This window comes from Microlunatus soli (assembly GCF_900105385.1).
Taxonomy (GTDB): domain Bacteria; phylum Actinomycetota; class Actinomycetes; order Propionibacteriales; family Propionibacteriaceae; genus Microlunatus; species Microlunatus soli.
On the sequence record NZ_LT629772.1, the window covers coordinates 4,093,821 to 4,113,337 of the forward strand.

General features: G+C 67.7%; 16 protein-coding genes. 8 read left to right on the forward strand and 8 right to left on the reverse strand.

Translation table 11 applies throughout. The features are described 5' to 3' along the window. Positions 1-43: 43 nt before the first annotated feature. Positions 44-1,117 (reverse strand): serine/threonine-protein kinase, encoded by a 1,074-nt coding sequence (locus tag BLU38_RS18755; protein WP_157683553.1) that lies wholly within the window; start codon positions 1,115-1,117, stop codon positions 44-46. A 125-nt stretch (positions 1,118-1,242) separates the two neighbouring features. Here BLU38_RS18755 and BLU38_RS18760 point away from each other — a divergent pair, with 125 nt between their 5' ends. The 3 genes from BLU38_RS18760 to BLU38_RS18770 are packed head-to-tail and all read left to right on the forward strand — an operon-like array spanning position 1,243 to position 3,811. Further along, entirely contained in the window at positions 1,243-2,004 is a 762-nt protein-coding gene (locus BLU38_RS18760) for a hypothetical protein (protein WP_091526987.1), read from the forward strand. Beyond that, the gene (locus BLU38_RS18765; protein ID WP_091526988.1) at positions 2,004-2,564 is read left to right on the forward strand and encodes an RNA polymerase sigma factor; all 561 of its coding nucleotides are present in this window, start codon (positions 2,004-2,006) and stop codon (positions 2,562-2,564) included. The genes BLU38_RS18760 and BLU38_RS18765 overlap by 1 nt, the downstream gene beginning before the upstream one ends. 59 nt (positions 2,565-2,623) lie before the next feature. Next, on the forward strand, positions 2,624-3,811 hold the full coding sequence (locus BLU38_RS18770) for a macrolide family glycosyltransferase (RefSeq protein WP_091532755.1): 1,188 nt from the start codon (positions 2,624-2,626) through the stop codon (positions 3,809-3,811). Here the strand turns inward: BLU38_RS18770 and BLU38_RS18775 are convergent, their stop codons facing one another. From BLU38_RS18775 to BLU38_RS18795, 5 genes are read right to left on the reverse strand one after another with little or no spacing between them, the layout of a single operon-like run. Beyond that, positions 3,812-4,600 carry an ABC transporter ATP-binding protein gene (locus BLU38_RS18775; protein WP_091526989.1) on the reverse strand — a complete coding sequence of 263 codons (789 nt, stop codon included), beginning with the start codon at positions 4,598-4,600 and terminating at the stop codon, positions 3,812-3,814. Further along, complete coding sequence (locus tag BLU38_RS18780) at positions 4,597-5,721, reverse strand: ABC transporter ATP-binding protein (protein WP_091526990.1); 1,125 nt, start codon at positions 5,719-5,721, stop codon at positions 4,597-4,599. The genes BLU38_RS18775 and BLU38_RS18780 overlap by 4 nt, the downstream gene beginning before the upstream one ends. Then, positions 5,718-6,638, reverse strand: coding sequence for an ABC transporter permease (locus BLU38_RS18785; protein WP_091526991.1), 921 nt, complete (start codon positions 6,636-6,638; stop codon positions 5,718-5,720). The genes BLU38_RS18780 and BLU38_RS18785 overlap by 4 nt, the downstream gene beginning before the upstream one ends. A gap of 12 nt (positions 6,639-6,650) precedes the next feature. Then, positions 6,651-7,661: an ABC transporter permease gene (locus tag BLU38_RS18790; protein WP_091526992.1), complete on the reverse strand. Its 1,011-nt coding sequence runs from the start codon at positions 7,659-7,661 to the stop codon at positions 6,651-6,653. A gap of 7 nt (positions 7,662-7,668) precedes the next feature. After that, entirely contained in the window at positions 7,669-9,522 is a 1,854-nt protein-coding gene (locus BLU38_RS18795; RefSeq protein ID WP_091526993.1) for an ABC transporter substrate-binding protein, read from the reverse strand. Positions 9,523-9,720: 198 nt separating this feature from the next. On the opposite strand from BLU38_RS18795, the gene BLU38_RS18800 reads away from it, so the two are divergent. Then, on the forward strand, positions 9,721-11,337 hold the full coding sequence (locus BLU38_RS18800) for an ATP-dependent DNA ligase (protein WP_091526994.1): 1,617 nt from the start codon (positions 9,721-9,723) through the stop codon (positions 11,335-11,337). 298 nt (positions 11,338-11,635) lie between these two features. On the opposite strand, the gene BLU38_RS18805 is transcribed toward BLU38_RS18800, so the two are convergent. Next, positions 11,636-12,916, reverse strand: coding sequence for an MFS transporter (locus BLU38_RS18805; protein ID WP_091532757.1), 1,281 nt, complete (start codon positions 12,914-12,916; stop codon positions 11,636-11,638). Positions 12,917-13,161: 245 nt separating this feature from the next. Between BLU38_RS18805 and BLU38_RS18810 the strand changes: the two genes are divergently transcribed. After that, positions 13,162-14,367 carry a macrolide family glycosyltransferase gene (locus tag BLU38_RS18810; protein ID WP_091526995.1) on the forward strand — a complete coding sequence of 402 codons (1,206 nt, stop codon included), beginning with the start codon at positions 13,162-13,164 and terminating at the stop codon, positions 14,365-14,367. 159 nt (positions 14,368-14,526) lie between these two features. Here the strand turns inward: BLU38_RS18810 and BLU38_RS18815 are convergent, their stop codons facing one another. Beyond that, positions 14,527-15,153, reverse strand: a complete 627-nt coding sequence (locus BLU38_RS18815) for a superoxide dismutase (protein WP_091526996.1) — start codon at positions 15,151-15,153, stop codon at positions 14,527-14,529. Positions 15,154-15,419: 266 nt separating this feature from the next. Here BLU38_RS18815 and BLU38_RS18820 point away from each other — a divergent pair, with 266 nt between their 5' ends. The 3 genes from BLU38_RS18820 to BLU38_RS18830 all read left to right on the forward strand — a co-directional run bounded on the left by BLU38_RS18820 (position 15,420) and on the right by BLU38_RS18830 (position 19,464). Continuing rightward, positions 15,420-16,262: an ABC transporter ATP-binding protein gene (locus BLU38_RS18820; protein ID WP_091526997.1), complete on the forward strand. Its 843-nt coding sequence runs from the start codon at positions 15,420-15,422 to the stop codon at positions 16,260-16,262. Positions 16,263-16,266: 4 nt separating this feature from the next. Next, entirely contained in the window at positions 16,267-17,859 is a 1,593-nt protein-coding gene (locus BLU38_RS18825; RefSeq protein ID WP_091526998.1) for a hypothetical protein, read from the forward strand. 258 nt (positions 17,860-18,117) lie between these two features. After that, positions 18,118-19,464 (forward strand): calcium-binding protein, encoded by a 1,347-nt coding sequence (locus tag BLU38_RS18830; protein ID WP_172836179.1) that lies wholly within the window; start codon positions 18,118-18,120, stop codon positions 19,462-19,464. The last annotated feature ends 53 nt before the right edge of the window (positions 19,465-19,517 follow it).

Genomic DNA, 19,517 nt, shown 5'->3' on the forward strand with positions numbered 1-19,517 from the left:
GGGCGGGCTTTGTTGCACGAACTCGCAAAAAAGATGTGCCGGGTCAGCGGCCGAGCAGCAGCGACAGGGCCAACCAGGTGGCGACGGCGATCACCAGTGCGACCGCACCGGCGGCGGTGGCGCGGGGTGCCAGCGCCCGTGCACCACCGGCAACGACCGCGCCGCTGTCACGGCTGGGCACCGTCTCGGCTGCTCGTGGATCGGTCGACCCCGCGTGCCGTAACTCGGTCGGACGGTACGGGCGATCCGGGTCGGCCCTTCGCTCCTGATCCGTCCGTCGCTGCGGTCCGGGTCCGCCGGCCGGATCGGAAGCGGGCGCGGTGAGGGCGTCCAACCGCGCCGCCAGCGCATCGGCGGACTCGGGACGCCGGTCGGGATCGGTCGCCAGCCCGTCGATCAGCAGCGCCGCCACACCGGCGGGCAGGCCACGGTCGTCGAGGGACACGGCCGGATGTCGGTCCGGTGGCCGGTTGGCGATCTCGGTCACCGACTCGCCCGGGTAGGGGACATCGCCGACGATCATTCGGTAGCAGACCGCGGCCACCCCGTAGACGTCGGTCCGTTCGTCCAGTCCGAGGCCCTTGGCCTGTTCGGGCGCCATGTAGGCCGGCGTGCCGGCGGTCAGTGTCAGACCGGACGCCTCGGCCAGCCGTTTCGCGGTGCCGAGATCGGCCAGCACCGGTCGGCGTTGCCCGTCCTTGCTGGCCAGCAGCACGTTCGCCGGCTTGAGATCGCGATGCAGGACACCGTTCTCGTGCAGTCGCCCGACCGCGTGCGCGATGTCGGCGCCGAGCCGCAGCGCGGTGTCCACCGGCACCGGCTGCTCACACAGGTCGGCCACCGTGCCACCGTCGGCGTAGTCCATCACGAAGTAGTCCCGACCATCGGCCAACCGACCGATGTCGTGCACGCCGATGATTCCGGGGTTGCTGATCCGGCGCAGCAGCCGAGCCTCGTCCAAGAACCGGGACCGGACGTCGGCGTGCTCGACCCAGTTGTCGCTCAGCAACTTGATCGCCACCGGGATGGCCAGCGCGTCGTCGTAGGCAAGCCAGACCGTACTGAACGCCCCGGCACCGATCCGCCGCTCGACGCGGTAGCGGCCGACGACGTCCATGCACCCATGATGGCAGTCGATCATGACGGCGGTCGATCGAGGACGCGTCGTTCGGTAGGTTCCTCAATACTGTGGACGGCGATACTGACCAGTGACCAGAACCAGCCGGAGGTGGATCGCCCGCGATGAGCTCGACGCCCCGATGGATCCGCACCGGCCCGGCGCTGTGGCTGATCGCAGTCGTGGTCGGTCTTGCCGTCGGCGTGACCGGCTTCCTGATCGCGCCGCTGCCGACGACCGGAGGTGGTCCCGGCACCGGCGGAACCAGCCCCGGCCCCACGACCGGGGCGCCGAAGCCCTCGGCGAAGCCGTCGCCGTCCGACGGCGCAGCCTCGACGCCCGCCGGTGAGGATCCGCCGTTCACCCGGGCAGCGCTGCTGCAGCCCGACGAGTTCCGTCGGTTCGGCTGGGGCAAGGCCGACCAGACCGCGCTGTACGACAGCGCGGCCAAAGACCTGCCAGCCCTGTGCGTGGCACCGAAGAAGCTCGGTGCCGAGGCGGAGGAGATTTACGCTGCCGAATACCAGGGACTGCAGACCCATGCCGTCGAACTCGTCCAGCGGCACGACTCGACGGCCGCCGCCGAGGAGCGTTTCGACGACCTGACCGAGACGGTCGCCGACTGCCAGACGGCCGGCTCCGAGCGGCAGGCCGAGCCGACCCAGCTGCATCAGCCGCGGCTCGGCGGCGTCGACGAGACGCGCTGGTGGCAGCTGAAGATTCCGCACGATTCGGTCGTGCCGGATCGCGCCGATCGGGGCACGGTGGCCGTCGCCCGGGTCGACGATCGGGTGGTCTACCTGTTGCTGACCTCCCCGAGCAGCGACCCGGCGAGCACCGTCCAGTTCGAGCCGTTGCTGACCCAGGCAGCCAGGAGGATGGTCTGATGGACACCGACCGGCCGGCCGAAGCTGACGAGCTGGAACGGCTGCGGGCGGCAGCCGTCGACGGCGACACCGCCGCTCTCGAACGCCTGCTGACCGCCGTCGAACCGCTGGTGACCAGGCGTTGTGCCCGGATGCTGCCCTGCCGCCAGGACGCCGAGGAAGCCGCTCAGGACGCGATGCTCGCGATCACCGAGAACCTCGACGGCTATCGCGGCACCGGCTCCTTTCCCGGCTGGGTGTCGACGATCGCCGCGAACTCCGCCTGGAGCACCTACCGCCGCCTGAAACAACGGTCGGAGGCTGCGGCCGAGACGGTCCCGGAGCGGCCCGACCCGCGCACCACCAGCGTGATCGCCGGTTCCCGGCTGGACCTGTTGGAGGCGCTGGACGAACTCGAGCGGGATCACCCCGAGCAGGCCCGATCCTTTGTGCTGCGGGACCTCGCCGCGCTCAGCTACGCCGAGATCGCCGCCCGGGAGGAGGCCCCGCTCGGCACCGTCCAGGCGCGGATCCATCGCGCACGTCGCTTCCTGCAACCGCGGTTGACCACAACCGACTGAACGGCTCCCCGCCGGCAGGCACCCTGGTGAGCTCCCCGACCTGGCTACGCTGGCCGACCGTGGCCACCATTCACGCCTACGGACCGCTCGGTGCCGGTCATGTCAATCCGATGCTGGGGATCGTCGCCGAACTCGTCCGGCGCCACCATCGGGTCAGGTTCTGGGCTCCGGCCGAATTCGGTGACCGGATCGCCGAGACCGGTGCCCGCTTCGAGCCGGTGACTTCGACCTGGGAGCAACTGGGCGGACAACCACCGCAGATGCACGGACGGGAGTTCCTCCGGGCGATGGGCCTGCTGCTGGACGAGACCAAGGCGATGGTGTCGACGCTGGGGCAGGCACCGAAACCCGACCTGGTGCTGCACGACGGAACGCTCACCTGGTGGGGCAGGATCCTGGCCCACCGGTGGCAGCTGCCGGCGGTGGAGACGTTGCCCAACCTGGTCAGCAACCGGCACTGGTCGATGAACGCCTACACCAAGATCAATCCGGTCGACCCGCGATTCCTCTGGCAGATGCTGCGGATCGGCCGTTACCTGCGCAGCCAGGGGATCGACCGGGTCGGCGACTTCATGCAGGGCACGACGGCCGCGGCCCGGATCGTCACCGTGCCACGAGCCTTCCAATATCGCGGCGACACGTTCGACGGCTGGGACTTCGTCGGTCCCTGCCTCACCGACCGCGCCTTCCAGGGCGACTGGCAGCCGGCCGGTGCTCATCACGAGGTGGGGGCCGAACACCCGGTGCTGTTGGTCTCGCTCGGCAGCTCCTACAACGCCCGACCCGACATCTACCGGATGATCATCGCATCCGCCGCCGACCGGCCGTGGCAGGTGGTGATGTCGATCGGCGACCGGGTCACCGCCGCTGACCTCGGCCCGATCCCGGACAACGTCGAGGTCCAGCCGCGACTCCCGCAGCTGGCAGTGCTCCGCCATGCCCGGGCCTTCGTCACCCACGCCGGGATGGGCGGCACCATGGAGGGCCTGAGGGCCGGGGTGCCGTTGATCGCCCTGCCGCAGATGGCCGAGCAGCGGGCCAACGCCGATCGGATCGCCGAACTCGGCCTCGGCGTCGCCCTCGATCCCGACCGACTGGACGCCCCCACCCTCTGGTCGGCCGTCGAGGCCACCGCCGACGACGACGGCATCCGCGATCGACTCGACTGGATGCGTGCCGAGATGGATGCCGCCGGCGGCGCGCCCGCTGCTGCCGATGTGGTCGATCGGGTGCTCGCGGCGCAGTGATCAGCCGGCCGACTGATCGGTCAGCCGCGGCACGTCGCTGAGCAGCCGCCGGGTGTATTCGTGTTGCGGATCGAAGATCACCTGATCGGCCGCGCCCTGTTCGACCATCTCACCCTGCTCCATCACCAGCACCTGATCGGCGATGTAGCAGGCCTGACCGATGTCGTGGGTGATGAACAGGATCGTCATCCCGAGCTCGTCACGCAGGTCGGTCAATACGTTCAGGATGTTCACCCGCAGCGACGCGTCCAGCATCGAGGTCGCCTCGTCGGCGACCAACAGCTTCGGCCGCATCATCAGCGCCCGGGCGATCATCACCCGCTGCCGCTGACCGCCGGACAGCTGGTGCGGGAACCGGTCGAGGACGTCGGCGCCGGACAGCCCGACGTGGCCGAGTGCCTCTTCCATGCGGTCCCGGCCCGCCGCGGCGCTGCCGATCAGCCGGAACGACCGGCTGAGCAGCCGGCGGACGGTGAAGAACTGATTGAACGAGCTGAACGGGTCCTGGAAGACCGCCTGCACGTCACGCCAGTACGCCGCCCGCTCCGGCCCGGTGATGGTGGTGACGTCCCTGCCGTCGAACTCCAGCAGCCCCTCGGTGGTCGGCAGCAGCCGCAGCACCATCCGGGCCAGCGTCGACTTGCCCGAGCCGCTCTCGCCGACGACGGTGGTGATCTGGCCCTGACCCAGGGAGAAATTGACCTTCTTGACCGCCTCCACCAGATGTTTCCCACGCCCGAAGTTGCGGGTCACACCGGTGCCGCGGAAGAGCACGGTCGGCTCGGTCATCGTGCCACCCCCGAATCCGTGCTGAGCGACTCGGTGCCGAGCAGTCGATCATGATCATCGGGCTCCTGGCCTGCAGCGTGCTGGGGACTGATCATGGTCGGCTCCTCGATCGGGATCACCCGGTCGGTCGGCACGGTCTCGCCGGGATGTTCGGCCGACCAGAAGCAGGCCGAGAAGCGCAGTTCGTCGCCGACCTGCGGAGGCTGTTTCGTCCGGCAGGCGTCGGTGGCCAACCCGCACCGTGGGTGGAAGCGACAGCCGTCCGGTGGATGCAGCAGGTTCGGCGGTGACCCCGGGATCCCCTTGACCCGCTTGCGCCGGAACGACGGTTCGGGCACCAGCACCGAATTCAACAGGGCAGCGGAGTACGGATGTCGGGGAGCGGTCGCGATCTCCTCGGCATCGCCGATCTCGGCGATCTTGCCGGCATACATCACCGCGATCCGGTCCGACACCGTCCGCAGCACCGGCAGGTCATGGGTGATGAACACCACGCCGGACATGATCTTGTTCTCCAACATCTGCAGCAGCATGTCGATCAGGGCCTTCTGGCTGGACACGTCCAGCGCCGAGGTCGGCTCGTCGGCGATCAGCAGCCGCGGATTCAGCAGGGTGGACACCACCGTCACCACCCGCTGCTTCATGCCACCGGACAGCTGATGCGGGTAGGCGTCCAGCGCTCGGACCGGAAGGTCGAGTTCGGCGAACCGGTCGCGGGCGCGGTCCAGGGCGTCGGAGCGTTTGACGCCGCGATCGTGAGCCCGCATCACGTCGAAGACCAGGTCCCGGACCCGCATCGTCGGGCTGATCGAATTCATCGCGCCCTGCGGCAGCAACGACACCACCGAACCACGCCAGGTCCGCGGCACCCGGGACCGCGGTCCGAGCACCTGCTGCTGGCCGTCGACGATCAAGGTGCCCTGCTCGACCCGCAACGGATCCCGCGCGGTCAGCGACAGGATCGCGCCCAGGGTGGACTTGCCGCAGCCGGACTCGCCGGCGATGCCGAGCACCTCGCCGTCGTTGATCTCCAGCGAGACGTCGTCGACCGCGACCACTCGGCTGCCGTCGGGGGTGTAGTAGGCCGCCTCCAGCCCGCGGGCCTCCAACAGGCGGGTCATCCGCGATCACCTTCCAGTACGGGTTCGGTCGGGTTCACGATCGGGGCGGCGGCCCCGGCACCGGACAGCCGACGCTTGGACCGGCCGCGGCGCAGCCGCGGATTGAACACCTCGTCGAGACTTGACTGCAGCAGCAACAGCGCGAACGCGATCAGGGTCAGCATGATCGTCGGCGGCAGGAACGCCCACCAGGCGCCGGTCCGGACCGAACCCCAGGCCAGCGACCAGTGCAGCATGATGCCGAGACTCACTGCGCCGGACGGGCCGAGGCCGAGCATCGACAACGCAGCTTCGGCGAGGATCGCGCCGGAGACCTGCAGCACGAACGCCATCGCGACATAGCTGAGCAGGTAGGGCAGCACGTCCCAGCCCAGGATGCTGCCCCAGCGTGCGCCGGACAGTCGCGCGACGTCGATGTGCTCCCGGTTGCGGACGCTGGTGGCCTGGGCGCGGACGGCGCGGGCGGTCCACGGCCAGCCGGTGACACCGATCACCATCGCCAGCGTGAACGAGGTACTGCCGTTGACCGCGACCGCGAGCAGGATGACGACCACGATCGACGGGATCGCCAACGCGATGTTGGTGACCCCCATCAGCACGTCGTCCACCCAGCCGCCCTGGAAGCCGGCGATCAGCCCGATCACCAGGCCGATCACGGTGGAGACCGCACCGGCGATCAGGCCGACCATCAGCGAAGTGCGGACACCGTTGGTCAGATTGGCGATCACGCTCTGACCCTCGTTGTCGGTGCCGAGCCACATCGCGACCGAGTCGAAGTTCGGCTTGTCGTACAGGCCGCCGATCACCGCATTCGGATCGGTACGGATCACCAACGGTCCGATCAGGCCGAGCAGCAGGGTGAAGGCGACCAGTGCCGCCGCGACCCAGAAGCGGGGAGTGAGATTGATCAACTTCATCTCCGGGCCTCCTTACCTTTCCCCGCTGTGAGCGGCTCGGATCCGCGGATCGATGATCCCGTAGACCACCTCGACACAGAAGTTCGCGGCCAGCACCGCCAGCGTGATGATCAAGGTGATGGCCTGGATCACCGGATAGTCGCTGGTGTTGATCGCACTGAACAGCAACGACCCGACACCGGGATAGGAGAACACCAGCTCGGTGATCAACGCGCCGCCGACCAGGCCGCCGATCGACAGCGCGAGTCCGGTGACCTGCGGCAGCATCGCGTTCCGGAAGATGTAGCGGACGATCGTGTTGTCGCCCAGTCCCAGACCGCGGCCGTAGTTGACGTAGTCCGAGCCGAGCTCGTAGATCGCCATCGACCGCATGCCAACCGCCTGGCCGCCGATGAAGACGATCACCAGCGACCAGAACGGTAACCACCAGTAGGTGATCGCATCACCGAAGAAGGCCAACGTCGGTTCCGGTACGAGCCCCAGGGTGTACGCCTGACCGACCGGCAGGATGCCCATCTTCACCCCGACGATGTAGAGCAGCAGGATCGCCAGGCAGTAGTACGGCATCGACGTCGCGAACACCGACCCGACGAACGCGCCGCGGTCGAACCAGCCGCCCCGGTAGGCGGCGACCGCGCCCAGCAGGTTGCCGACGATCCAGCCGATCAGGATGGCCGGCAGTTGGATCACGATGCTCCACGGCAACGCCTTGCCGACCAGTGAATTGACGCTGGCCGGGTACTGCCCGAACGAGGTGCCGAGATCGCCGTGCGCCAGTTGGTTGAGATAGATGAAGAACTGCTGCCACATCGGTTTGTCCAGGCCGAACTGCTGCATGTAGTGGGCGTAGATCGTCTTCATCTGCTCGCCGCTCGCCCCGCCGCCCCGGGCCATCTGGCTGACGATCGCGTCAACCGGATTGCCCGGGATCAGCCGGGGCAGCAGGAAGTTCAGCAACAGGGCGACGACCAGGGCGATCAGATACCAGATCGCCTTCCGGCCGAGGTATTTGGCGAAGTCCATCGGGCGATCAGCTTCCGGCCTTCTTGATCTTGAACATCCAGGCGATCCCGGCGCCACCCCACTGCGGCGGTGCGTACGGGTTCTTCTCGGTCGGGAAGTTGGTCCAGGTGGACTCGTTGAACTCGTAGAACTCCAACGGGCGGTACATCAACGGGATCACCGGCACCTCCTGCCGGTAGATCTTCTCGATCCCGGCGTAGGCCTTCTTGCGAGCCTCGTCGTCGGCCGCTTCGGCCGCATCGTCCAGCAGGCCCGCGATGTCGGGATGGGAGAAGCGGGTGTAGTTGGCAAAGGCGGTCTTGCCGATCGCGGCGCCGACCCGATCGTCCAGCACGTCGCGGAGTCGGCTCCAGGGACTGGCCGGGCTGACGCCGGACGCGCTCCAGCAGGCCATGTCGAAGTTGCCGTTCTGCACATTGGTGGTCACGTTGGCGGCCTGCGGGAACTGGGTCTTGACCTCGATGCCGACGGCCTTCAGGCTCTTGGCGGCGATCTCGCAGGCGGTGTTCCAGTCGGTCCAGCCGGTCGGCGTGATCAAGGTGTACGGGCCGAGCCGGGTGCCGTCCTTGAGCTTGTAGATCCCGTCGCTGCCCTTGGTGGCGCCAAGATCATCTTCCAGGATCGACTTCGCCTTCTCCGGGTCGTACTTCCAACCCTCGGCCTCCACACCGTCGTTGTCGAAATACTTCTCCTCGAAGCCGGTCGGCAGGATCAGGCTGGCCTTGGGGACATCGGAATAGGACGACATCGCGGTGGCCACGATGTTCGGGGTGTCGATGGCGTAGGCGATCGCCAGTCGGACCTTCGGGTCGCTCAGGCCCTTCTTCTTGACGTTGATCTGCAGCAGCGGGATGTTGCCGGGCAGGTAGTAGGGCTTCTCCTTCAGCCAGGTGCCGACCGGCTTCTTCTTGTCCTCCCACATCTTCCAGATCTGCGCGGTGAACTGCTGGCTGGCGTCGATCTCACCGCTCTCCAGCTTCAGGTCGCCGTCCTGGTTGCTCTTGAAGATCGGGTGCGTGATCGTCTTCATCGGCGGCGTACCGAAGACGGTCTTGCCCCAGTAGCCGTCGAACCGGGTCAGCACGACCTGGGTCTGATCGGCCAGCTTGACCTTGAACGGTCCGCTGCCGACCGGGTCCTCCAGGTAGGTCTCGGCGGCCGCCTTGCCCTTGGCGGCAGCTGCCTCGAACTTGTGCTGGGGCAGGATGGTGGTGCCGGCAATGGCGTTCTTGATCGCCAGCAGATTGAGCGGTTTGGCCTTGGCGATGAACTGCACGGTCCGGTCGTCGACGACCTTGACCTCCTGCAGGTACTCCCAGACGTTGGAGTAGGAGACCGATTCCTTCTTGCCCAGGTCGAAGGTGAACTTGACGTCGTCGGCGGTGAGATCCTCACCGTCCTGCCACTTGGTGCCGTCCTGCAGCGGGACCTCCAAGGTCCGCTTGTCGACTTCCTTCAGTTCCTTGCCCAGGCCGGGCTGCAGGCTGCCGTCCAGCATGTTGAACCGGACCAGGGACTCGAAGATCAACTGACTCTGCCCCATCCCGGCCGGCCAGGTCGGCGACGGGTTGAGCGGGTTGAACGACTTCGGCGGATCCCACTGGAAGCCGGCGATGAAGAAGGTGTCACCGGCCGCACCCTTGCGCCCCGCCGCGCCGGCCGAGCCCTTGCCGCTGCTGTTGCCGGTCTGTGCTGTGCCACAACCGGCTGCGACCCCGGTCGTCATCACCGCGCCCACGGCCAGGCCGCCCAACGCGAGGAATCGGCGACGGTTCGTCGACGGTGTGCTGGCAGCGGTGACCTCGAACGGCGACGCGTTGTCGCCTTCCCCCGGATGGATCGGGTCGCTGGGTAACGTCATTGTTGTGTTCCTCCTTGAACACCGACCGGCGAGCGGCCGAGAACCCCGTAGTTCAGATGTCTTCGGCCTGCCGGTCGCTGGACCGCACGCCGTCGTGGGTCCATCATCACTGAAGCGGTTCGGTTGTCAACGTCATCTTGCGGATTCGTTACCAAGAACTGCCGACGAACTGTCTGCGGCACCGGCAAGAATCGTTTCATGAGTACCGGACCGGAGACGCCCCCAACCGTGTTGCCCCCGCCTGTGTTGCCGAGGGGCCCGGTGGCGCTGGACCGTCTGGTGACCGCCTGGCGGGACCTCGGCGCAACCCGGTCGCGCAACGCCAAGCGGGACATCATCGCCGGCGTGTTGACCGAGACCGGGACCGACGACGTCCGGACGGTGGTGAGCTATCTGTCCGGCTCGCTGCGCCAGCGACGGACCGGCATCGGATGGCGGACCGTACAGCAGCTCCCGGAGCCGGCTGACACGCCGACGCTGACCGTGGCAGCGGTGGACGCCGAGCTGGCCGGGATCGCCGAGCTGTCCGGCCCCGGATCGGCGGGCCGGAGGCAGCAGCGGGTCGCCGCCCTGTTCGCTCGCGCGACGGCCCAGGAGCAGCAGTTGCTGCGCGGTCTGATCTTCGGCGAGCTGCGCCAGGGTGCGCTGGAGTCGGCGGTCCAGGACGGGTTGGCCGCGGCGTACGGGGTGCCGCGGCAGCTGGTGGCCCGGGCTGCGATGCTGCTCGGGTCGACCGCCGACGCCGCCGAACAGCTGTCGACCGGTGGCGAGAGCGCTTTGCGGGCGGTGCAGTTGGCCGTCGGGGTTGCGGTGCAGCCGATGCTGGCCGCCAGTGCGCCGGACACCGCTGCCGCGATCGGCAAGACCGGGCCGTCGGTCGTCGTCGATGCCAAGCTGGACGGGGTCCGGGTGCAGGTCCACAAGGACGGCCCGACCGTCAAGATCTACAGCCGCAGCCTGGACGAGATCACCGACCGGATGCCGCAGATCGTCGCCGCCGTCGCCGCGTTGCCGCATGATCAACTCGTGCTCGACGGAGAGGCGCTGGCGCTGCGTCCCGACGGCACTCCGGAGGCCTTCCAGGAGATCGCGTCCAGCGCGGCCACCAGAGCAGAGCAGGGACAGCAGCGGTTGCCGTTGCGGGCCTACTTCTTCGACCTGCTCCGGATCGGTGATCATGATCTGTTGGACGAACCGCTGCAGCAGCGGGACGCCACCATGACCGAGATGCTGCCGGCCGAGCTGTTGGTGCCGCGGCTGCGGACCGAGCAGCCCGAGGAGGTCGAATCCTTCTACCGTGATGTCGTCGAGCAGGGCTTCGAAGGTGTGGTGATCAAGAACCCGACCTCGGGCTATGCCGCCGGCAGGCGGGACGCGGGCTGGATCAAGGTGAAGCCGCGGCACACCTTCGACCTGGTGGTCACCGCCGCCGAGTGGGGCCACGGCCGGCGCCGCGGCTGGCTGTCCAACTTGCATCTGGCCGCGCGTGACGAGCGGACCGGGGGACTGGTGATGCTCGGCAAGACGTTCAAGGGGCTGACCGATGAGATGTTGACCTGGCAGACCCAACGATTCCTGGAACTGGAGACCGGCCGGACCACCGGCGTCGTCTCACTGCGGCCGGAGGTGGTCGTCGAGATCGCCTGCGACGGACTGCAGACCTCGCCGCGCTACCCCGGTGGGGTGGCGCTGCGGTTCGCCCGGGTGTTGCGCTACCGGGAGGACAAGACCCCCGATCAGGCGGACACGATCGACACCGTGAAACGGCTGCTAGTGTCCAGCCCTCGAAATCCGTCACATAATTCGAACGCCTGAAGCGACAATCTGCTGCGAAGCCAGGTGGCTTACATGCACCCGGCATGCGCACCTCCTCCGCCTTGCAGCTCACCACTTCAGCCGCCCGACTTCTGCAACGGATTTCGGGTGCAGGACACTAGTGGTGTGTTGCTGAAATAGGTTGACGTTTGGCGGTGTCCAGGTGCGTGCAGCGCAAGGCGGCGTCGCGAAGGCATACCGGGCGTATGTCGAGCGATCGCCAACGCCGCGATGTGCGTGCCTGGGCGCCGCGAAACGTCAACAAATTTCGGCAACGCGCCACTAGGACGAGCGACGGTCACTCCTGCAACGGACGCCGATGGGTCTCCGGCATGATCAGATAGACCACCAGCGAGACCACACAGAGCACCGCCACCCACCAGCCGAAGAGGCCGGCATGGCCGGCCTTGGCCATCGCGGTGCCGATCACCGGCGCGGTGCCGCCGAAGAGTGCGACGGTCAGCGAGTACGGGAAACCGATCCCTGCCGCGCGGACGTGACCGGGAATGATCTCGGCATTGACGGCGGCGCTGATCGACGTGAAGCCACTGAGCAGAATCATCCCGAGCAGGCTGATCGCGAGATAGCCGGCGAACGACGGTCCCGACCTGATCAACGCCAGCGCCGGGACGATTCCGAGCGCGAACGCGCCGGAAAAGATGATCAACAGCGGCTTGCGGCCGATCCGGTCGCTGAGCGCACCGGCCACCGGCTGCAGCAGGGTGAAGAAGGCCAGCGAGATCGTCGAGATGATCAACGCCTTGCCCGGGTCGAACTTGTTCTGCTCGGCGTAGTTGGGCAGGTAGGTCGTCCAGGTGTAGTAGCTGATGGTGCCGGCGACGGTGACGCCGATGATCATCAGCGACTGTTTCGGGTAGCGGACGATCGCCTCGAACAGACCCGGCCGGCGTTCGGCGCTGGGAGCGTGGGTCTCGACCGCGCTGCGGCGAATCCACAGGCCGACCAGGGCGATCAGGCCGCCGACCACGAAGCCGATCCGCCAGCCCCAACTGTTCATCGCGTCGTCGCTGAGGGTGCCGACCAGGATCGCCGACAACCCGGACGCGATCAGCTGCCCGATGGTGGTGGAGACGTACTGGAAGGAGGAGTAGAAGCCACGCCTGCCCTCCGGGGCCGACTCCACCAGGAAGGTGGTGTTGGCCGCGAACTCGCCGCCGATCGACAACCCGGACACCAGCCGGGCGAAGACCAGGATGATCGGGGCTCCGATCCCGATCGAGGAATAGGTCGGCACCACCGCGATGATCAGGCTGGCCGCACCCATCGCCAGGATCGTCAGGGTCAGCGTGTTCCGCCGGCCCCAGCGATCGGCCAGTGCCCCGACGACCAGGCCGCCGATCGGGCGCAGGAAGAAGCCGACGGCGAACACCGCGAACGAACTCAGCGTCTGCGCCAACCGGTCGTGCCCGGGGAAGATCTGCGGGGCGAAGTAGGCGGTCAGGAAGCTGTAGACGTACCAGTCGTACCACTCGGCGAGGTTGCCGATGGACGCGGCGATGATCTGCCGCGGTCCCCGGGCCTGCGCCGGACGGACGCCGGCGGGATGGTCAACGCTCATCAGTTCCACCTTCATCGGTGCCCACTCATCGAGGCCGGGCTGGGGCTGGCTACAGTCGGACCAGCCGAAGGTAGCAAGTGCACCCAGGTCGATGACCGACCGCTCGCTCCGTGGCACGGGGAGGCTCGCTCCGTGGCACGTGACGGCCGAAGCCTGAGCCCTCCCTGAAACCAGTTGAGTGAGTGAGTGCTCACTCATACTCTGGTCCGCGTCTCATTCCCCCGACATGAAGACAAGGATCCCTCATGCACATCGGCTTTCTGAGCTTCCCCGGACACGGCCACGTCAACCCCACCCTCCCCATCGTCGAGGAGTTGGTGCGCCGTGGCCATCGGGTCAGCTATGCCATCACCGAAGAATTCGTGGCCGCCGTCGAGGGAGCCGGCGCCACAGCTCTGACCATCCCGGGGAGCCCGATCCCGGCGATGCGTGGCACCGATCCGGCCCGGATGGCCGGTCGGATGCAGACCATGATCGACGATGCGTTGGCCGCCTTCGAACCGGTGGCCGCTGCCTGGTCGGCCGACCCGGTCGATGCCATCTGTTACGACAACATGTTCAGCACCGCTCCGATGCTGATCGAAAAGCTGGACGTGCCCGGGATCGCCTACAACCCGTCGTACGCGTCCAACGAACGCTACTCGCCGCGGCAGGCGATGATGAGCGGCTTCGCCGGCCAGGACGGCGGCCCGGAACGCTTCGCCCGGATGCGTGAGCTCATCGGGGCGGCGTCCGGAAGGGTCGCGGCGTTCGCCGAACAGCAGGGGGTGACGCCGCCGGCGTTCTTCGACGCCACCCCGGAGGCGTTGAACCTGGTCTTCATCCCGAAGGCGTTCCAGCCGCAGGCCGACACCTTCGACGATCGATTCGTCTTCGTCGGCCCCGACCTGGGCAGCCGGGCCGACGACGACTGGCGTCCTGCGGAGTCGGACCGGCCGCTGCTGTTCATCTCGCTCGGTACGGCGTTCAACGATCGCCCGGAGTTCTTCCGGTCCTGCATCGAGGCCTTCGGCGGCGGGCGCTGGCAGGTGGCGATGGCGATCGGTCGGGCGACCGAGGTCGACGATCTGGGCGAAATCCCGGACAATTTCGAGATCCGGCCCTACTTCCCCCAGCCGGCGGTCCTGCGGCACGCCGACGTCTTCGTCTCGCACACCGGGATGAACTCCACGATGGAGGCGCTGGCTTCGGGTGTTCCGCTGGTCGCGGTGCCGCAGATGCCCGAGCAGCAGATGAACGCCCAGCAGGTCGACGACCTCGGCCTCGGCCGCCGGCTCGACACCGAAACCGTCACCGCCGAACAGCTCCGCGATGCGGTCACCGCGGTGGCCGACGATCCGCAGCTCCGCGCCCGGGTCGCCGACTTCGCCACCGACCTGGCCCGGGCCGGTGGGGCGACCGCGGCGGTGGACGCGATCGAGACCCACCTCTCGGTGCCAGCACCGGTCTGAGCGGACAAGCGCCCTGAGCCTGTCGAACGGCCGATGGCGCAAGAAAGGGCCCTGAGCGTGTCGGAGGGGTTGTGTCCGTGGTTCCGATCTGGTGGTCGGGACCACGGTCCTTCGACAGGCTCACGGCCCTTCGACAAGCTCGGGGGCCTCAGGTCGTGATCAGTTGGGGATGATCAGGCCCTTGGTCTGTTGGGTGGCGCGGGTGAAGCGTTCTTGGGCGTCGGCCCAGTTGACCACGTTCCACCAGGCCTTGACGTAGTCGGGCTTGACGTTTTGGTAGTCCAGGTAGAAGGCGTGTTCCCACATGTCCAGCAGCACGATCGGGACCTGGGCGATGGGCAGGTTGCCCTGCTGGTCGTAGAGCTGGACGATGTTGAGTCGTTGGCCGAGGCTGTCCCAGGCCAGGATGGCCCAGCCCGATCCCATGATGGTGGTGGCGGTGGCTTCGAAGTGGGCGCGGAAGCCGTCGAAGGAGCCGAAGAACTCGTCGATGGCCTGGCCGAGTTCGCCGGTGGGCTTGTCGCCGCCGTCGGGGGAGAGGTTGGGCCAGAAGACGGAGTGGTTGACGTGGCCGCCGAGGTTGAAGGCCAGGGCCTTCTCCAGGCCGGCGACGGTGCCCAGACTGTTCTTGTCGCGGGCTTCGGCGAGTTGGTCCAGGGCGGTGTTGACCGCCTTCACGTAGGTGGCGTGGTGCTTGTCATGGTGGAGTTCCATGATCTTGCCCGAGATATGGGGCTCGAGTGCTCCGTAGTCGTACGGCAGATCGGGAAGCTCGTAGGCAGCCATCTTCAGTCCTTGTCCCTTGCTCGTGAGTTGATTGCTCAGCGGTTGTGGACGCTTTTTCGCATCCTAACGCGCGCTCGCGACACGTCGGCAGGGCGGTCCGTACGCTGAATTGATCTTGATGCAGCCGAACGACGGCCGGGCGATCGGGGTCGGGGTCGGGGCGATCGTGGTTGAACGATCGTGGTTGAGCCGGGGATGAGAACGTCACGGCCGAATCAGGACAAATGTCTCGGGCGGTGACCCATCGCGGCAGGTTTGATGGTGACATGATCACAGAGCACGACCTGGGCCTGCCCGGCGAACACCCGAGCCCGTCACAAGGCGGCCCGCCGCACACCGACCCGGCGGCCCTCGATCTCCGCGGATTGGTGAAGACCTTCGGCAGCAAACGGGCCGTCGGCGGGCTCGACCTCCGAGTGCCGGCCGGTCGGCTCTTCGGCCTGGTCGGACCGAACGGCGCCGGCAAGACCACCACGCTCTCGATGGCCACCGGCCTGCTCCGGCCCGACGCCGGCCGGGCCCTGGTGCTCGGCCACGACGTCTGGAGCGATCCGCCGGCTGCCAAGGCGTTGATGGGCGTGCTGCCCGACGGGCTGCGGCTGTTCGACCGACTGAGCGGTCGGGAACTGCTGCGCTACGTCGGTCGGCTGCGCGGGGTGTCGGAGGACGACATCGAGGTCCGGTCGACCGAACTGCTGGCCGCACTCGGGCTGACCGACGATGCCGGCCAACTCGTCGTCGACTATTCGGCCGGCATGACGAAGAAGATCGGATTGGCCTGTGCGCTGATCCATGCGCCACGGTTGTTGATCTTGGACGAACCGTTCGAGGCGGTCGACCCGGTTTCCGGCGAAGGGATCCGCGGGATCCTGCGCAACTACGTCCGCAGCGGCGGCACCGTCGTGCTGTCCAGCCACGTGATGGAACTGGTGGAGAGCCTGTGCGACAGCCTCGCCGTCGTCGCCGGCGGTCAGGTGTTGGCTGCCGGGACCTTGGACGAGGTCCGCGCCGGATCCTCGCTGCAACAGCGGTTCCTCGAACTCGTCGGGGGACCGGCCCTGCAGGCCCAACGGACGAGTGGCTCCGAAGCCCTCTCCTGGCTGCGGTGACGTCATGATCACCGTGATCGTGAAACTGAAGCTGACCCTGCTCCGCAACGGCCTGCGGCGCAGCACCTGGCGAACCGTCGCGTTGATCATCGGGATGGCGTACGGCCTGATCCTGGTGGTCGGCGCGTGGATCGGACTGGTCGCGCTGAGGTCCGCTCCGGGCTGGCTGACCGCAGATCTGACGACGGTCGGCTTCGCGCTGCTGACCGTCGGCTGGCTGATGATGTCACTGCTGGTCTTCGGCTCGGACGAGACCGTCGACCCGGCCCGCTTCGCGCTGCTGCCGGTCCCGGCGAAGCGACTGCAGCCGGGTCTGCTGCTGGCCGGTCTGCTCGGCACGCCGGGGATCGCGACCACCCTGATCGCGCTTGGCACGGTGGCGGCCTGGGCCCGGGGTCCGTTGATGATCATGGCGGCGGTGATCACCGTACCGATCGGTGTCGCGACCTGTTTCCTGATCGCGCGGACGGCCACCGCGGCCTTCTCTCAAGCGCTGTCCTCCCGCCGATTCCGTGACTTCGCGGCCGTTGCGATGGCGCTGTTCGGCGCGACGATCGGGTTGGCGATCAACGCGATCACCCGGGCCACCAGCGACTTCAGCCTCGCCGCACTCCGGTCGTTGTTGGAGCGGGTCTCGACGGCACTGGGCTGGACGCCGTTCGGCTGGGCCTGGTCGATCCCGGGCGAACTCGCCCGCGGTGCCGTGCTGGTCGCGGTGATCAAACTGGTGCTCGCGATCGCGTTGCTGGCTGCTCTGTGGCTCGGCTGGCGCTACTTCCTGACCAGGAGCCTGACCTCGCCGTTGGAGAGCGGCGGCGGCAGCCGGCGGGTCGCGGCGGGCAGCGGCATCGATCGACTGTTGCCGGCGAACGCCGCCGGAGCGATCGCCGGCCGCAGCCTGCGCTACTGGCGGCGGGACCCACGCTATCTGGCGCAGATCAGCGGCATCTGCATCGCGCCGTTGATCATCATCGTCACGCAGCTGATCAGCCAGGACGGTGGCAACAAGCCCCTGATCGCGTTCGCTCCGGTGCTGATCTCGCTGCTGTTGGGCAGTGTGGTGACCACCGACATCTCCTACGACGGCAGCGCGCTGTGGACCCACATCAGCACCGGCGTCCGCGGCGCCGCCGACCGGTCCGGGCGGGCGATCGCATCGGCGGTGGTGCTGGGTCCGATCGTGGTGATCATGACCGTCGCGGCATCGATCTTCAGCGGCACGCCACAGCTGCTGCCGCAGGTGTTGGCCCTGGTCATCGGCCTCGGACTGATCGGCCTCGGGGTCGGCTGCTGGGCCGGATCGGTCTGGCAGGTGCCGGTGCCGCCACCCGGCGCCAACCCGTTTCAGCGTGGCAACAGCGGCGGCTTCGCCAATCTCGCCTCGACCGGTGCCAGCATCGGCCTGACTGCGGCCATCGGGCTGCCGACGATCGGCTTGGTGATCGCCTCCTACTGGATCGGCTGGCTGGGCTATCTCGCCATCGGAATCGGATTGATCAGCGGTCTGATCGCGCTCCGGGTCGGTATCGCCCGCGGCGGCGCGCGACTGGACCGTACCTGGCCCGAGGTGCTGGCCCGAGTCAGCGCGCAGGGTTGATCGGCGGCAGTGACGCCGACCGGGCCGACGATGGTCCGGCTGATGATCACCGCGAGGCGGAGAGCAAGGTTCGCTGCTGGCCCGTGACCGCCCACGTCCGGCGAGCTCGTCCGGTGACGGGGTGATCGGGATGAACGGGTGCAGGTTTCGACCCTGATCAAAGGCCGCTCCGTGGCGATCTCGCGTGTCTTATGCTGACGCGCAAACGCGAAGGGGAGCATGATGCGTCGTCGGCCCGGATCCAGTGTCGGATCGGCCTTGGTAGTCGGCTTGTTGATCACCGTGCCGTACACGGCGATCACGATCGCCCCCGCCCAGGCCGCCGCAACCTGCAACGGCCAGACCGTGACCCAGACGGTGACCCGGGACGCGGGATCGACCGGCACCGACTACGGCACCGACGGAGATGACGTCGTCCTGCTGAACGGTACGGGGGAGCACGACTACGACGCCAAGGGCGGCGACGACACCATCTGTGCCGACGTCCAGGACTACAGCTGGATCCGCGGCGGCGACGGCGACGACTGGATCTCGGCCCGGAACGCCGGTTCGATCGTCAACATGCTCGGCGAAGCCGGCGACGACGTCCTGAAGGGTTCCGACAGCCAGCTGCACGGACTCGGCGACTACCTGGTCGGCGGCGCAGGATCGGATCGGATCACCGGGGGCGACGGCCCGGACCGGATCCACGGCACCATCTCCGACACCAGCGACAAGGTCTGGGCCGGACCCGGCGATGACACCGTCCATGTCCCGATCGCCGCGGCGGCCGACTTCGACCTGAACGGCGAATCGGGTCACGACACGCTCGACCTCCGGGCCGTCGACGGCGCGACACCACGACTGGACCTGACGTCGAAGACCATCACCGACGGCAGCGGTTCCTTCTCCGGATTCCAGCACTACGAGGTGTCCGGACGATTGGACGTCGACGGCAGTGAGAAGCCCGATCACCTGACCTTGGTGTGTACCGAGGAGCCGAGCACGATCAACGGCAACGGCGGAGACGACCGGATCGACGTGCTGAAGTACGGCGAGGGCGGCGATCCGACGCTCGACGACCAGTGCGGCGGCCATGTGATCAACGCCGGCAACGGCGACGATCTGGTCCGACTGCTGGCGGCAGCCAGCGACGTCAAGGTCACACTCGGGCCGGGAGCCGACACCGCAACCATCTACTCAGGGCGGAGGACCACCGTCGCCGGCGGCGCCGGCGACGACCTGTTCAAGGTGCGGAGCAAGATCGACGGCGTCCCGGAGGCCGAACGGGCGGTGCCCATCGACACCACCCTGACCGGCGGTGCGGATGACGACACGCTGAGTTGGGATTGTGAGTCGCGGGCGAATGTGGCCGATCGGCGTTTGGCGTGCGTAGGCAACCCGGCCAAGGCGGGCTTCGGTGGGATGCAGATCTATCGGGCGAGTCGGCACGACGATGTGTTCCGCGGCGGGGAGAATCGCGACACCTTCTACGGTGGTGCCGGTGACGACATCATGTACGGCGAGCGGGGGCGGGATCGGTTGATCGGCGGCAGCGATACCGATCGGGCCGACGGTGGTCCGGCTGATGATTACTGTGAGGCGGAGAGCAAGGTCCGCTGCTGACCGCTGGGCGACCACGGCAACTGCGCACCACGCGGCAAAATCTGGGCCCCGGT